Origin of the sequence: Bacillus salipaludis (assembly GCF_030938565.1) — a bacterium.
GTDB classification, from domain to species: Bacteria; Bacillota; Bacilli; order Bacillales; family Cytobacillaceae; genus Neobacillus; species Neobacillus salipaludis_A.
On the sequence record NZ_JAVGVR010000001.1, the window covers coordinates 3,493,424 to 3,510,275 of the forward strand.

The window sequence follows — 16,852 nt, forward strand, 5'->3', positions numbered from 1 at the left end:
AACAAAGGAACGATGCATAATGTATACAGTAGGCGAACTTGTCCGCGGCCCTTTTTGGCCTGAAGTGGTTGAAATCAAAAGGTATATAAAATTTTCAAGCCAATATTATATTCTCGAAGCGGTTGGAAGAAAAACCAATTCGTATTATGAATTGATGCTGGACGATTCTCAAATTGGTTCAATTGAACGCTTGTCAGTCAATAAACATGACAAACTAAAATCCGGACGGGATTTGCAGTATTACCTGCAATATCATGTATTAAAGCTGGATCAAAAGTATTCAGAGTCACGATCTCTGGGAAATAAAAATATAATTCCGCTTCCACATCAGATTGATGCCGTATATAACAAAATGCTTCACTCTCCACAGGTACGCTACTTGTTGGCTGATGACCCGGGAGCAGGAAAGACGATCATGTCCGGGATGCTGATAAGGGAATTGCGGGCAAGAAAAAGTGCTGAAAGAATTCTAATTTTGGTACCGCCACTTGTTGTCTCCCAATGGAAGGAAGAATTGCAGCAAAAATTTGATGAGGAATTTACAATTATAAACCGATCATTAATGAATGAATATCCCAATCAAAATCCATTTGAAGTGTTTGATCTTTGTATTGCTTCGATGTACTGGGCTGCAAGAAATGATGTGAAACAATTTCTTATGGACACGAGTTTTGATTTAGTGATAGTTGATGAAGCACATAAAATGGCGGCCTATACACATGGAAAAAAGACGAGAATAATTGCGCGTACATCCTTATATCGGCTTGGGGAATCGCTTTTGCCGCATGCACCGCATCGTTTGTTGTTGACAGCCACGCCGCATAAAGGAGATATGGAAAATTTCCGGCACCTGATGAAACTGATTGATACCGATGTATTTGCCCATGCGGAAACAAATGAATCATTGAAGGACAAAACCAATCCCTTTATCATCAGGCGTTTAAAAGAACAGATGGTCCATTTCGACGGAAGTCCGATTTTTCCAAAACGGAAAACCATCACAATTGAATTTGAACTGACTGATTTGGAATTGGAGTTGTATGAGCGCGTAACCAATTATGTGGAGATGCATTTTAATCGAGCAAAAAACAGCGGAAACAACAGTACTGCATTTGCAATGATGGTTTTGCAAAGAAGACTTAGCTCATCGCTTGAGTCATTATATCTGTCTTTAAAGCGGCGAAGAGAACGCCTAGAACGAACATATCATGAAAAAATAACGGGTGGCAGCAGCCACGACAAAGCTCCGCAGTTACTAGCGGAAGAATTGGATGAACTAAGCTCTGAAGAGTTGGAGAAGGTGGAGCAAAGTGTGGAAGGTTCCACCAATAACATTGATGAATTTGAACTGATGAATGAACTTAATCAATTAGACGATCTTATTGAAAGGGCACGTTTTGTCAGAGAAAATGGAATAGAAAGGAAGTATCTTGAGCTTGAAAATACCCTTTTTGGTCCAAATGGATTGATAACTAGGGGAGAAAAAGTTCTTATTTTTACAGAGTTTAAAGATACATTAAATTACCTGCATAGCTGCCTGGCATTGGAAGTTCCTAAAATTGCTGTGATTTCTGGTAACTTGCCGATTGAAACAAGGCGTCAGCAGATGGAAACTTTCAGAAATGAATCACCTATTATGCTCGCAACGGATGCGGGTGGAGAATCAATAAATCTCCAATTTTGCAATCAAATGATAAACTTTGATATTCCGTGGAACCCAAACCGCCTAGAACAGAGGATGGGACGAATTCACCGAATTGGTCAAAAAAATGATGTATTTGTATTTAATATGGTGGCCAAAAATACCCGTGAAGGGGATGTCCTTCTACGGCTGTTTAATAAAATGGAAAAGATGAAAGAGGACTTGGGGCAGGAGCTTGTATACGATTTTATTGGAGAAGTACTCGAAGATTATGATACTGATTTGGCTACTATCATGAATGAAGCGATTGTCAGCAGGAGCAATATCGATGAAAAAATGGCAAACGTGGAAAAAGCGCTAACTGATGAACATCGAAAACTGGTTTCTTTGGTAAAGGATGAAGGCTTGGCAGAAAACGACATGGATTTGTCCTCTTTACGCAAATCACGGCAGGAACTGGCCATTAAAAGTTTGCCTCTGCGAACATACACACAGTTTTTGCTTGACACGTTCGAAAATAATCGAATACGGGTTTATGAATCATCTAATCACAATGTGTTCCGGATTGATCGTTTCCCTAAGTCGGTAAGGGATTTTGCAAAATTGCAGGGTATGAATATTAATACATTGAACTCCTCATATCGCTTTACGTATAACCGGAAAAATGAGTCGGATGAGCTTGAATTGATCCAAAATGATTCAACTATGTTTCAATTGGCAATGGAATTGGCGGCCCAGTCCATTCAGCAAATTGCATCCCGGCGTTATAAAGTTTTTTATCCAATCCGGGAACCTTACAGAGTCAATATTTATCGTATGTCCATTGGCGACGGAACGGGTCGTGAATTATATCAAACCTTAAAAATAATTGGAAAAAATACAAAAGGCACTTTCATCGAGCTCGATCCTTACTGGATATTTTTTAACAATTTCGAGAAGAAGATTGAAGATATTGAGAGTACCAATGACGCTGAATTTAATGATGAAATAATCAAAATTGCCGAGGAAACGTTTAAAGCCATTAAATCAAAAAAAGATGAACAACTATACAAAAAACAGCAATTCCTGAGACGGACATTTGAACTTCAGTATAAAGATATTTCCGACAAACTGGCACGTTACTATCAGGAGGGGAATGATAGTAAGTCCATTGTCATTCAACAGTTGAAAAATAGCTTGGAGGAAATAGAGCGAAAAAAGGAGGAGCGTCTTGGCGAGGCAATCCGTGAACAAACCGTATTTTTAAAGCCGATTCAAAATATCATGCAGCTGGATTTGATTCCGAATGGGAACCGGCAAAAACGAATAAATCCGTCCGACTATTTTGATATAGTAATGGAATATGAAAGAATGGCGGGACGATTCAATATTAAGAAGTACAATGCTTATGCGCTTGTTGACTTTACCACTTTAGAGCATGACGGGAAGCCCAGATACATTATCCTTTTGCCTGATGGAAATATGTTGAATAAGCAACATCGTGAGGATTTGGAGGATATAAAAGAGTTTACCTATATCTATCAAATAAAGGACCAGGGTATTATACAAGAAAAAAAGTTGGAGTGTTATTAGATTTTGGCAGCCGAAATTTTCGGCTGTTTTTCTATTGCATTAGATTGGAACAAAACTATAAAAATGAATACTGTCATGGATATTATTGTTAAAAACTGGCCAATGTTGTAGGATAAAAGTAATGAACACTAGTTGTACCAAAGGGGGAACAGTACATGCGATTGCCGCCAATTGCACAAAACATTCAAAGGCTGCTTAGTGAAACACCTAACGGATTAACCATTGATGAACTTTTGGATCAAATCAAAATCATTAATCCATACATAAAACTGCCGCAACTGCAAAACAATCTTGAGAGATTTTCCGAGGCCTTTTCCCTTCAAGAGGATAAATGGCGCTTAAGGTCCATTGTTGAAAACGAACATAGGACAGCTGAAGTAAATAACAGAATAAATAGTACAAATCTGGATAAGGTCGATGATACAGGCAAGAAGGAATCCGAAAAGGGAAATTCGACTTCTTATTCCGTTATTAGGGATAACTACATAGAAACAATGTTCAAAGATTTAATAGGACCGAAGAATGGTCGTGATGAAACGATAAAAGAACGTCCCAACGTATACTATCTTGGTGGAATGCTTTATCCTGCAAATGTTGAGGTAGAGGATATTGAACCGGTGGAGCTGTATTCTGATACGGATGAAAAGACCGACACTCAAAACCGTTATATAACAGAACAGGAAGAAGACGATGATGAAATTGCCGCCAATCAAAATCGATTCCATCAATCATCCATTGGCATGACCTGCAATGTTGCACCTGAAGTAAAAAATGTAAGCGTTAATATTACCTATGGAAAATACGAGGAAACAAAAGAGGACAAGAAGAAGGTATATCAACGCTTTGAAAGAAATCAGACAGGCACGATTGACCTTGCCCAAAATAAAGGTTTTCTCTTATATGAAGATGAAAATCTCGAACTCTTGTGGCTGGTCAAGAAAAAAGATGAAAAGACTTTTCTGAGCGTCTTTTTGGTCAATCGCTATAATGACGGAGAAAATGCCGATGTACCCGTTGAACATATTATCTTTCAACCGTGCATCCGATTAACTTCACCAGTTGAAGGTGAAATGCCATTCTTAAGAAGAGACCATGGATTTATCAATCAAATCGAAGATGAAGACATGGAACGATCTCAGCTTTTATACCGAAACAAAGCGGATTTTGCTGTAGGCCACGGGTGCGCCGTAGAATGGAAAAATTATAGTCTGAACCGGGCCGGCAGCATAAATACAACTTTTATGCCAACCTATGAAATACCTGCTGTTGAGCACTTGGAGCTAAAGGGAATGTCCGGATTAGACATGTATGTTCTCTCCTATATCGAAGATGGTGCCCAATTAAGAAAACAATTAAATCCACTTGTTGATGCCTATGAGGCGTGGATTGAAAAACAAAAAGCAATCGATGTACCGGAACATGAAAAGCAAAAACAAAAGCTAATTCAATCGTGCAGCGAAGCATTGCAAAGAATGAGACAAGGTATTGAGATTGTTTGCGATGACAAGGGTAAAGCCTTTAAAGCATTCAAAATTGCCAATGAAATGATGCTCTATCAACGGGCCTTTTCCGAGCGGGCCAAGCATTTCCGAACTACTGGCGAGTTCCGAGAAGATCTTGAACTTTCAGGAAGATGGCGCCCCTTCCAGCTGGCATTTATTTTGCTTAATTTAAAAGGAATTGTCGATCCTACTTCCGAAGAAAGGGATCTGGTTGATCTCCTCTGGTTTCCGACAGGTGGAGGTAAAACGGAAGCTTACTTGGGACTGGCAGCTTTTGTCATGTCGTTGCGCCGTTTAAATGGTGTGCCCGAGGGGATTGACAGTTATGCCGGGACAACTGTCTTGATGCGGTACACATTAAGATTGTTGACGATACAACAATTCCAAAGAGCGTCTGCACTTATTTGTGCTGCTGAATACTTGAGGTCCAAAGATCCAAACACATGGGGTAAAGAAAGCTTCAGTATTGGACTATGGGTAGGCGGAGGCACAACGCCAAACATGCTGGTCGATGGAGATGACTCGGCAAAAGAAGCGCTCGACAAGCTGCAGGAAGGGAAGAAGGTATATGGTGGGAATCCGATCCAACTGCATAACTGTCCATGCTGCGGGGCGGAACTGACTCCCGAAAGGTATCGAATTGAACAAAAAGTATTTACGATACATTGCCCGAATGAAAAATGCTTCTTCCACAAACAAAATATTCCGGCCTATACTGTTGATGAAGCCATCTACTACATGTGCCCAACCATCCTGATTGGTACAGTGGATAAATTTGCAAGGCTGCCATGGACGGGGAAAATTGGCCCTTTATTCGGAAAGGTGGATAGATATTGTGAGAGACATGGGTTCATCCGTGAAGGGGAAGATCATGCCAAGTCTCATAATTCAACACAAGAGTTTCCAAGATCACAAACGGTCGACATATCAAACTTGTTGCCACCGGAACTGATTATCCAGGACGAATTGCACCTCATTTCCGGTCCCTTGGGTTCGATGGTTGGCCTTTACGAAACAGCGGTTGATTATTTATCAGCTTTTGAAACAAATGGAGTTAAAGTACAGCCGAAAGTTGTTGCCTCCACCGCAACAATTAGAAGGGCATCGGACCAGGTTGGTGGCATTTTTAACAGGGAAGTCCGCCAATTTCCTCCATCCGGAATTAATGCCGAAGATTCGTTTTTCTCCTATGAGGTGACAGGTGGGAGCAAACCGGGCAGAAAATACGTAGGCTTATATTTCCCGGGCTCCTCCGGAAAAACATCTTTGGTACGTATTTATGCCGATTTATTGCAAAAAGGGCAGGAACTTAAACTGAAGGGTGAAGATATCGATCCATATTATACGTTGGCAGGCTATTTCAATAGCTTGCGGGAACTTGGCGGCACTTTGAGACTGGTGGAAGACGACATTCCTGACCGGATTAAATACCTTGTAGAAGAGAAAGGGCAAAGGCGCTTTATCAAGAACAAGGAAGAATTGACAAGCCGGATAGATGCCACAGAGATTCCGGCCATTTTAAATAAACTGGAACAGCCTGCCGGTACCGAAGAGGCTGTTGATGTGTTACTTGCGACTAACATGATATCGGTTGGGGTTGATATTGATCGCCTAGGGATGATGGTTGTAACCGGACAACCGAAAGGTACCTCAGAATATATCCAGGCTACAAGCCGCGTGGGCCGTAAATATCCGGGTTTGGTTTTTACCCTATATAATTGGTCAAGACCGAGGGATATTTCCCACTATGAACAATTTATTTCGTATCATTCCAAGTTTTACTCGTATGTTGAAGCGACAAGTGTCACGCCATTCTCATATCGGGCAAGAGATAAAGGATTAAAGGCGATTGTCGTTGGTATGCTGAGGCAGCTGGATTCCCAACTCCATAAAAATTCCAGCGCAAAAGATTTCGATCTTGATAATGGTTATCTAAATGATATAAAAAATTACATTATTGCACGGGGTACAAAAATTGATGAGATTGACAGTGGTGACATCGAGGAGGAAATTGACTCCATTTTAAAATGGTGGTCTGAAAGAGCCCAGGAAGATCCTGACCAACTGAGCTATCAACAATATAACTTTACTCCGAAGGACACTCCGGTACTATTCAGAAGCATCAATCAGGATATAAAAAACGCTGCGCTTATACCGGATTCATTAAGAGACGTGGAAGCGGAAGTGGATGTTTTTTATACTTATTTGATGGATGAGGAGGATTAATAATGGGCAAAAAAAGTCCTGGAGGAATTAGACCAAGTCAGTTGGTAACTACTTTTGGACCGGGATCACTAGTGGATTTTAAAGATGATTCCGTCATGATTATGGGTCTGCAGGATTGGAAGGAACAAGAAGGTTACTACCGGAGAATATATGAACCGAGGCTCTCGGCCCGGTTGGACATTTCTTATTTTTTACAACCGCAATCCATCAAAGGAAGGGGTGGTATCCCGGCTATTTCTTTCCCAAAATATAGGGTGTGTTCGAGATGCGGTTCACTTAGGAAAGACTTTCGGAATGATTATCGTGGATTTTTCTGCGATTGTCATCCCAAAACAGCTCCGGCTTATCCAGCACGTTTAATTATGGCATGCGAAAAAGGTCATATTGACGATTTCCCTTGGGCGGAGTGGTGCCACAAAGGCCATGATAAAGTCTGCGGTTCACCGGATCTGTATTTGAAGTCTCAAGGTAGAAGCTCTTCTTTAGATGATATCCTAATTTTATGTAAAAAATGCAAAGCTTCTAATACGTTGGCTGGTGCTCTTAAAAAGAACTCATTAAAAGGTATTATCGGGACCTGTAATGGAAACAGTCCCTGGAAGCGTGAAAAGAGCAGGGGCTGCACCAAAGTGCCACGCGGATTGCAGCGAGGTGCTTCGAACGTATATTTTTCCTCGACTGTCAGTGCCTTGTCTATTCCACCTTGGACTGATGATATACAGGAAATCATTAGCAATAAATGGGCAGATATACAGGATATTATTCAAAATGAAGGGTTTGAGGAGCTGAAATATGCCTTAAGGTATATTTTCAGGGGTTATGATCGAAAACAGCTGGATGATATATGGGTTGCAATTAAACAGAGGCATGAACTTGGTGAAGAACAAGAAGATATTCGCTATGAGGAATGGATGGCATTTCAGGATAAGGAGAAAAAGACCAAACATTTTCATATTGAAGAAGAAGAGGTGGATCCATCCATTTCGAAATACGTATCAAGAGTGGTTTTGGCCCATCGTCTTAGAGAAATTCGGGTAATTAGAGGCTTTACCCGGATTGATTATCCGGATCCAAATGATGAGAATGAAGTTTCCTACTCATATTTAACAAGTGATCGAGACATCGATTGGTTGCCAGGTGTTGAAATACTCGGTGAAGGAATTTTCATACAATTAAATGAATATCAGTTGCAGCAATGGGAAGAAACAGTCCAGCAAAAGTCGCGGCGCTATCAGCAACTTCTGAATCGTTATCAAAAATGGCGGGAAGAAAAAGGGTGGAAGCAAGACCAACGATTCTCGGAAAGATTTGTGCTCCTTCATTCTTTATCCCATGTTTTAATAAGAGAATTGTCCTTATCATGCGGCTACTCATCCAACTCCATAAGGGAAAAAATCTACTCAGGTCCCAATATGTGCGGCATTTTATTGTACACTGGCTCACCTGACTCGGACGGATCTCTTGGGGGCATCATACAACAAGGAAGAAAAGACCAATTTCATAAACTATTAAAGCAGGCCATTGAGCGGGCAAAAATATGTACATCCGATCCATTATGCAGCGAATCGGAGAATGTGGTGGAAAACAAGTTGAACCTGTCAGCCTGCCATGCCTGTTCATTAATTTCGGAAACATCCTGTGAATGGTCAAACCTGCTGCTGGACAGATTATCTCTTTTTCAATCAAATGACAATGAATACGGATTTTTTGAATTTTGATTTTAAGGGTAAGCATCATTGCTTGCCCTTTTTCATAAGAACTTTTCGAAAGGTGTATTATTTTACAGGCAAAAAGTATTAATTTGTATGCTATAATGAATGTATTATTAAGGAAAAAGGAAAAGAGGAAATGAAAAAAATAAAGGTTCTTGATTTGTTTGCTGGTGGTGGCGGGTTTTCCACTGGTTTTTTAATGTCATCCATCAAAGGATATGAATTTGATATCGTTAAGGCACTAGAAATTGATGATGACGCCTGTGAAACATTGGAAAATAAGCTCGGTTCAAACAAGGTTTTAAAGGGTGATATTACAGAAGTAAAAGTTAAAGAAAAATTGTTTAAAGAATGTGCCGGTGTAGACGTCATAATCGGTGGACCACCTTGTCAGACATTTTCATTGGCAGGTCCAGCAAGATCAGGTTCCCATGAAATGAGAGAAGCATTAAAGAACGACCCCCGAAATACTCTTTATAAACATTATCTGGAAATAGTAGCACGGATAAAACCAAAGTTTGTCGTAATGGAAAATGTGGAAGGCATGGCTTCTAAATCTGTCGAGTCCGAAGATCTCTCCAATGGACATAAGCAGGTAATAGAATTAATCTGTGATGAACTGGAAGAGATGGGCTATCATACTCGACTTGCTAACAGCTTTACAAACAGATATCAAGTACTTAATTCAGCAAATTTTGGAGTCCCGCAATTTCGAAAAAGGGTTATCATTATTGCAAACAGACTAGGGGAAGAAAACCCAGTGCCGATCCCAACACACGGCCCATCCAAAATTCCATATGTCACTTTAAAAGACTCAATTGGCCACCTTCCAATATTATTACCCAAAATTAATATTTCACGGATGGATCAATTAAAGAATATAGATGTCACAGTTAAACATTTGTCCAAAAGTATTGGATATTTTGTACAGACTATTAATCTCCTTGCTGATAACTATAAAGATAGAGAAGAAATACTAAGCCAGGATTTTACAAATTTATTAAACTATTTAAATTCTGAATACGATAAACTAAACGCAAGGAAACGTTTCAAACAAAAAGGACTTATTGACTTTATAAATGGCTATAACGAACTTTTGGGTAATCTTGATAAAAATGAAAAAATTGAACCGAAAATAACACTGCATTCATCACGCCTGCATAATTTCAGGGATATAGTCATATTTTGTGCAATGAAGCAAAAATCAACTTCAGCACAATTAATGCAAGAGGGCAGCCCATTCTATGATGGATTTCTGGATTCCCTTTACCCTTACAGCAGAAATAAGCACAAAGATACGTATGTAAAGCATTGCTGGAACAGTCCTTCCAATACTATCTTGGCGCATATGCAAAAAAGACGGACTGAAATTTATTCATCCGGAACAGCCTCGCACATTTACCCCGTATGAGGCAGCTTTAATACAGTCATTTCCTGCAAACTATGAATTTTTCGGAGAAAGAAATGCACAATACCGACAAATTGGAAATGCTGTTCCTCCTCGGATGGCAAAGGCGATTGCAGATGCCATCTTGGAAAAGATAATAGAATTGGATAAAAAAGAAGTATACAGAAGTGTTATATAGGAACTTTATAAAATGTAGAGCTGGATAACTGCATAAGGGCGTAGTTTTTTCAGCTTTTATTTTTGGGTTTTACTAGTAACATTTTACTACTAAGTTTGATCAATCCTGTTGCATAAGTCCTTATTAAAGGAATGAAATTGTAATAAGCTGTTGAATTATACTATATAAAAATAATTCTTCTTGATGTAATAAATATATTGAAAGGGTGAGACAATTGTGACCTGGGGAACAGCCAGTAAGTCCGGACCTTGTTATAGTAATATCAGTTTAATAAAGAAGAGTTTGTTTCAAAGCAGGAATGGAAGATTGCCATATCCAGAAATTGTTCAATATGTTGTGAGCCATTGGACGAAAGATGTTTCCACCTCAGAGGCTGATATCCAAACGTTTGTTGATTTGGCTCTTCATGCGCCAAGATCATATTTTGAAGAAGATGAAAGCGGTTTATGGGGGATAAAAAGTCAAATCGATGAATCTTTAAGCCCAATTATTGAGTATGTCAAAAACCTGAAGAAACCTTTTCAACTAAGGGAATTGACTAGGCGGTTCAGGTCATTTAATACTGATCGGGAACTGAGGGAGTTCTTGCTTCGAGATATCAGATTTACAGAGCTGGATGGAACAGCTTACTGGATGTTATCCGAGTGGGAGCTCATTAATGATCAAGTCTATAAATATATGCAAAAAAGAGAAATTGAAACAGCCGATAAGAGAGAAATATATGAAATTATATTAAGTAAATACAATTTGGATAAGGAAATTTCGATTTTCTTTCCTGAAATGGATCGGCGCTTTACAGTCAGGAATAATATTATTTCAATAGAAGTGGAAAAAGAGGAAATCCAGAACACAGAAATTGTCGTACCGGAATTAATCCGGGAAGAACTAGCCAGACAGAGTATGAAATTGCTTGATTGGGTAAACCGGCAGCAAGGCGAATTTAAATTAAAAAATTGTATTACCGAAATCCTTACAGTAAAGGGAAATCATCCATCTTATCCTTCTTACTTCCAGGCACTTGAGGATTTTTTTGAAACTGTTCCATCTTTGGTCAAGGTTGGAAAAGGCAGATGGATTAACGTTAAAGCTGCACCGGATTTGGAATTGAACCAGGGATATGTTAGTTATTCAGTCCGCAACTCCGTTCCGGTTATAGAAAATGTCGAAGAGTTGGCACAGTTTCCTGAACAGGATCCTTTACAGGGCAGCAAGAAAAAGGATTACGTTGAGGATAATGATACTGTAAAGTTATTATCATATTTCTATTCCACTATCTCCTATTATGAGAGGGTAAAAGGTTATCTGGTGTTGCCTATCAATTTTGCAATTGCGTTAAATTTGGAGGAAGAAAAGAAAATCGGCAAGACTTTCATAACGATTGAAGGCTTCAATTACGATTGTTGGTTAAGAATTAAGAATGATAAAGTTTACTGTTATGGCAATGGAATTTTTGATTTTTATACAGATTATATGATTGAACCGGGAAGCAGGCTCAAAATTGAATTGGGTGAACAAACCTCTTTGGTGGTCAATCTCATGGGAATGGATGAAAGGTACGCATTAGAACAGGAGCGATTCTTGGATATTGGGAAATTGGTTGAAGAGAGTAAAAGAGTAAACAAATCTATTTTTACCATTATGTGTGAAGTAATGGCTACTTATCCATCAGGAATTCACTGGACTATGTTACTGGATAAGGTGAACGAAATAAGATCTACGACAAAAAATACGGTTACCAATCTATTATCCAAAAATGACTGTTTTGTAAATCTTCCCGACAAAAAAGGTTATTGGAGATTAAATATTTCCAAATTGTCGGGTTATTATGTGGATGAAAATGATCAAAGTGTAATGCAAGACTTTGAACCTGATGAATCCCAGGAAAGTCCGTCCAATAATCATGGAGAAGGAAATGTGGAAAAACAGTGGAATTCTTCGGATAAACAGGAATACTCTTTTGAAGGGTTAGAGAAGAAGTTAACACTTTTCAAAACTGACATAGAACAGTTAACACTATTCCAAGTTGATACAGAAAACGCCCTTGAAAAAGATGTTGAAGAAATTTCTAATGATGCAGTTGAGGAAGAACCGCTTCAAATAACGGGTAAAGAAACTTCAACTGAAGCGGTAATGGAAATTACACCTGTAAATGATCGACAGGATTTCCCAAAAGATGAAATAAACGGTTTTGTAGCAATTGAAAGTCAAATTGGCCATACTCATTCAGAGAAAAAGACAACAAATATTGTTCAAGTGGGATCCATTACTTCCGGGAAAAAATACATCCTGTCCTTTATTGATACCAGTAATAAGCAGATTAACAGATTTCCGTTTATCCAAAGAAACGGAACTCAAACTAATGGAGAAAAAGATGGTCATTATAATTACAACTATCATTGGGATTTAAGGGAAGAGCATGATATTGAAGCCATTTCAAACCAATTTCCTGAAATTTTTTCCTATAGGGAAAGGTTCAATTATATCGGGTTGGAAAATATTATGGAAGCGCAATATACGGAATTAATCAAGTATAAGATCTTCTGCTTGATTAATAGAGGAGAATTTATTTTTAATGAGTCAGATCAAATAACCATAATTGAATGGAATGGTCCTGAGATTAACCCGCCTGAATGGTATACAAAGATTAACAGCTCGGAAGATAATTTGCATATAATTGAACAACAAATTGATGCCGTCACTGAGATCGAAGAAAAAACAGACGAATTGGCAGATCCAATTAAAGATAATGATCCTGATAAAATTAATGTACAAGAAATGGGTACATTGAATGTCTCCGGACCTATACTTGATATTTCTGAAGATGCTGGTTACTCCGAAATAGGCAATCAACTGGGGAATAATACCATAACGATATCATCCGATGATTCACAATCGAGTAATGATCCGCAGGATGTTTTGGTTAATACTGAAGTATGTAATCAATCTTCAATTTCAAATGATCTGTTATTGGAAGAAGTGAATAAAATGGAGAACAGAATCCAGATTCTTGAAAAAAAGCTTCTAATCCAAGAAGAGGATAATAATATATATCGCAAAAAATCAAAAGTATTCATTGGGTTGGCGATTTGCATTGGATTCATAGGGATTATAATTAATTTATTTAAGTAATAGAATATATTTTATTAATAAAATCTAATAATATATAAAAAAGATGACAAGTGTGATAGATGAGGGTGATTTAACTAGAATGGTACAACTCGTGAGAAAGGGAAAACAAATCAAAAAAATTAATGAAGTGGATTTTCCCCAATACGATTAGTGGGAAATATATGAAAAGGTATACAGTGCTGGGGAAAAAGTGCACTGGGGATTAAAAAAATGATACAGCAAGCATAAATAAGTTAACAACATTAACCAAAAAAGAGCAGCCAGTAATCATAAATGAAATTGCCGACCTTGTTGAACATCTTTATGGTCGGCATAAAGAAAGTCAATTAAAGCTGGAAGAAATCAGAACAATAATTGATAAATAGAATCCCAAGATTTATTAGACCTTCCTGTTCCTAAAATAGGAAGGTCTTTTTTTCTATTGGGTGATAATTCGGTACTTCGTAAGTGTGGGAGTCCAGTTGTACAAGTTTGTTTAGTATATTTTATAATCAATACTAGTCCTTGGTTTTGGAACAAATATTATTAATGCCTAGTATTTCCGTTAAAGTAGCTACAATTCCATGTTAAAATATAGGAGAATACTACTATAGGAGTTATCGCGATGAATGCATTTCCATCAGATTTGGAGATTGAACAAATTGTTGAACTATTAATAGATACATATAATGTAACTCTTACAACATTAACGAAATTTTTGGGAAAAGAAAAATACAAACAATTGAATCATATGTTGACGGCTTTTGGTGATGGTACTGTATATGGGAATCAGTTAGCAAGGATGATTGTTATTGAAAAAGGTCCGTATTTTTTTGCTGGAAGTAATAAGGAAGTCCGTGATCTTAGAGCACACTTGCTGAGACAATTGGCTGAAGATAAATTGATAGAATTATATGAGCGTAACCCGATAACAGGCAGAAATATTCGGTCTTCATCTTATATGATTAATGCACTGGCTGAAAAGAAATGGGTAGTCGGGGGAAAGTGGGCCAGAGATTTTGTGAAAACATTTGGATTTCCGCTTGTTTTTTCCGGAATCGCCCTTCCGAAAGACCACAGTACTGACCCATTCCAAGACATCGAACCGAGAAAAAAAGTACCGCCGTTGGTGGAATATCAAATGGGATTAAAACAGAGAATGCTCGAAGTATTAAACCAAGATCAAGATAAGACTCGATGTGTTGTAACCTTGCCAACCGGCGGAGGCAAAACAAGAGTGGCGGTTGAAAGTTTTATAGATTGGTTGCAGCCAAGGTTTGCCGAGGGTAAGTATATGTTATGGATCGCCCAAGGTGAAGAACTCTGTGAACAAGCGATTTCCTGTAAAACAGATATGTGGCAGGAACGGGAGTTCCCAGAATCTCTGCGGGTTTATCGGTACTTTGGCGGGAAAACCGTCAAGGTTGAGGATATGATTGGCGGTGCTGTCATAGCGAGTATTCAACAGCTTTATTCCAGAATACAAAGTGATGACGAAGCACTAGATGAAATTTTGAAAAATTGTGGTGCCATGATAATTGATGAGGCACATCATGCCACAACAAAAAGTTATAATGCCTTGTTTGATAAAGCCAGACAATTGGCAGGTGAAGATTTATTCCCTATCTGTGGCCTGACAGCTACTCCTGGCAGAAGTAACGGTGAGACAATGAAATTAGTCGATCAATTTGAAGCGTATCTAATACATCCAAAGTTGCCCGACATGGTAAGGTACAAAGTAAATCCACTCTTGTACTTTCGAGAAGAGGGATTTTTGGCAGAGCCTATTTTTATGCTTCATGATAACGGACTCGAGATGGAAGTCACTGATGACATGTTAAATGAAGAAGATGACCTGAGTCCCGAATTTTTAAGACAACTGGCTGCAAACCATGAAAGAAACTTTGATATTATTGAGTATATGCAAAGAATTCCTGAGGGATCCTCAACATTGGTGTATTCATGCACCGTTGAACATGGCGAGTTTTTGGCCATGATGATGAACTCCATGGGAAGAAAATCTGCTGTTATATCAGCTGAAACACCAAAACCTATAAGAAGGATGTACATATCCGCTTTTAAACAGGGTGAAATTGAATTTCTGTTCAATTACGGTGTTTTAACTACAGGATTTGATGCTCCAAAAACTGATCATATTATCATTTGTAGGCCAACAACTAGTATTGTATTATACGAACAAATGGTAGGCCGTGGTTTGAGAGGGGAAAAATTCGGTGGGACTAAATACTGTAAAATTGTAGATTTCTCGAAAAATATTAAACGACATGGGCAACCACTTGCATATGCGAGATTTTTGGCGGAGTGGCAGGTGAGAGAGGTAAAGGAAGATAGTGAGGTAATTGTTTTATAATTGCAACTCTAATTAAAGAGAGCCTTATCTATAGTAAGGCTCTCTTTTATGTTTGGAAATACTGATAAACTAATTCTTATTGAATCCAAGTTCTAAAAGAAATGCATTTTTTCCTTCAAAATTTACACTTCCATCCTCTTCAACCCAAGCTTGAATAATATCCAATTTATCCAGTGTTTTATCTATTCTAGAAATACGGTCTTTTATCTTTGAGATATTAGGATTTCCTATTATGTAAATCTTATGGATAAATCATTATCTTTAACGGTGAAGAGAAGTAAAGGCGGTACCCGGCGGACTCTACCTAAGATTGATGCAATGCTTGATTGGGGTGTGGTGAAAGAAGGAGATATTATTGTTGCTAAGGATCGAGGCAATGAAGGTGTTCTTCAGGCTAATGGAAATATATTGGCGGATGACAAAGAACTATCTTTACAAGCATGGTTAAAGGAAATTTATGGATGGTCAAGCGTACAGACATATGTTTTTGCTATTCATAAACAAAGTGGCAAGTCACTATCGGCGATTCGTGAAGAATATATGGAACATCAAGCAAAAGATGTATCTAATAATTTGTAAAATAATATTATTAAATCGGAAATAACTTTTTAAGTATATAAAAATCTTTTTTTGAATAATTATCTCCGCTAAAAACTTCATAGATCATCAAAAAAAAATAAAGCCTTCCTAAATTGGAGGGCTTTGACTCTTACTCGATTAATCAGCAAGTATCGTATGCTTTACTTTCCACTTTTCCATTGCAATGAACAACCAGAAACTATAGATTCCAAGAGTGATAATGCACAATAACCACCATTTAATCCAGTTTCCAAATAGTCCAATTGCTGATCCAGTGAATTTTAATCTTCTTCCATTTATTACAGTATGTCTTGTTTTCCAGCCTAAGATCATAGTAATTGCCCAAGGATAACATATTCCAAATGTACAGATTGTCACAATCCCACCTATAATTGACCATCCTATGTACTGAAGTAATCCCCCATCAAAATAGGACTTTCCTTCAGTTTGTACAGCATAATTTTGATTTATATTAATTGTTGTTAATTCACTCATAATTTCACCTCTGAATGTTATAGGTAAATCATACCATAAAAAGGAAACCGCAGTTCATA

9 protein-coding genes are annotated in these 16,852 nt (G+C 38.1%); 8 read left to right on the forward strand and 1 reads right to left on the reverse strand.

Annotation, left to right across the window (positions count from 1 at the left end; translation table 11 throughout):
* Nucleotides 1-19 precede the first annotated feature (19 nt).
* The 8 genes from RCG21_RS17370 to RCG21_RS17405 all read left to right on the forward strand — a co-directional run bounded on the left by RCG21_RS17370 (nt 20) and on the right by RCG21_RS17405 (nt 16,298).
* Nucleotides 20-3,214, forward strand: a complete 3,195-nt coding sequence (locus RCG21_RS17370; protein ID WP_308913488.1) for a DEAD/DEAH box helicase — start codon at nt 20-22, stop codon at nt 3,212-3,214.
* A 155-nt stretch (nt 3,215-3,369) separates the two neighbouring features.
* Nucleotides 3,370-6,942: a DISARM system helicase DrmA gene (gene drmA, locus RCG21_RS17375; protein WP_308913489.1), complete on the forward strand. Its 3,573-nt coding sequence runs from the start codon at nt 3,370-3,372 to the stop codon at nt 6,940-6,942.
* A 2-nt stretch (nt 6,943-6,944) separates the two neighbouring features.
* Nucleotides 6,945-8,660, forward strand: coding sequence for a DrmB family protein (gene drmB / locus RCG21_RS17380; protein ID WP_308913490.1), 1,716 nt, complete (start codon nt 6,945-6,947; stop codon nt 8,658-8,660).
* 130 nt (nt 8,661-8,790) lie between these two features.
* On the forward strand, nt 8,791-10,065 hold the full coding sequence (locus tag RCG21_RS17385) for a DNA cytosine methyltransferase (protein ID WP_308913491.1): 1,275 nt from the start codon (nt 8,791-8,793) through the stop codon (nt 10,063-10,065).
* Nucleotides 10,066-10,075: 10 nt separating this feature from the next.
* Nucleotides 10,076-10,240, forward strand: coding sequence for a DNA cytosine methyltransferase (locus RCG21_RS17390; RefSeq protein ID WP_308914275.1), 165 nt, complete (start codon nt 10,076-10,078; stop codon nt 10,238-10,240).
* A gap of 306 nt (nt 10,241-10,546) precedes the next feature.
* Nucleotides 10,547-13,369 carry a hypothetical protein gene (locus RCG21_RS17395; RefSeq protein WP_308913492.1) on the forward strand — a complete coding sequence of 941 codons (2,823 nt, stop codon included), beginning with the start codon at nt 10,547-10,549 and terminating at the stop codon, nt 13,367-13,369.
* A 604-nt stretch (nt 13,370-13,973) separates the two neighbouring features.
* Nucleotides 13,974-15,719 (forward strand): DEAD/DEAH box helicase, encoded by a 1,746-nt coding sequence (locus RCG21_RS17400; RefSeq protein ID WP_308913493.1) that lies wholly within the window; start codon nt 13,974-13,976, stop codon nt 15,717-15,719.
* Nucleotides 15,720-15,962: 243 nt separating this feature from the next.
* Complete coding sequence (locus RCG21_RS17405) at nt 15,963-16,298, forward strand: hypothetical protein (RefSeq protein WP_308913494.1); 336 nt, start codon at nt 15,963-15,965, stop codon at nt 16,296-16,298.
* Between the two features lie 138 nt (nt 16,299-16,436).
* Here the strand turns inward: RCG21_RS17405 and RCG21_RS17410 are convergent, their stop codons facing one another.
* Nucleotides 16,437-16,793, reverse strand: a complete 357-nt coding sequence (locus tag RCG21_RS17410; protein ID WP_308913495.1) for a DUF898 family protein — start codon at nt 16,791-16,793, stop codon at nt 16,437-16,439.
* Between the last annotated feature and the right edge of the window lie 59 nt (nt 16,794-16,852).

Excerpts from the sequence above, each read along its gene's own strand:
- RCG21_RS17385 (WP_308913491.1), top strand. The coding sequence starts at position 8,791 with ATGAAAAAAATAAAGGTTCTTGATTTGTTTGCTGGTGGTGGCGGGTTT.
- RCG21_RS17405 (WP_308913494.1), top strand. The coding sequence starts at position 15,963 with ATGGATAAATCATTATCTTTAACGGTGAAGAGAAGTAAAGGCGGTACC.
- drmB (WP_308913490.1), top strand. The coding sequence starts at position 6,945 with ATGGGCAAAAAAAGTCCTGGAGGAATTAGACCAAGTCAGTTGGTAACT.
- RCG21_RS17410 (WP_308913495.1), bottom strand. The coding sequence starts at position 16,793 with ATGAGTGAATTAACAACAATTAATATAAATCAAAATTATGCTGTACAA.
- RCG21_RS17370 (WP_308913488.1), top strand. The coding sequence starts at position 20 with ATGTATACAGTAGGCGAACTTGTCCGCGGCCCTTTTTGGCCTGAAGTG.
- drmA (WP_308913489.1), top strand. The coding sequence starts at position 3,370 with ATGCGATTGCCGCCAATTGCACAAAACATTCAAAGGCTGCTTAGTGAA.
- RCG21_RS17400 (WP_308913493.1), top strand. The coding sequence starts at position 13,974 with ATGAATGCATTTCCATCAGATTTGGAGATTGAACAAATTGTTGAACTA.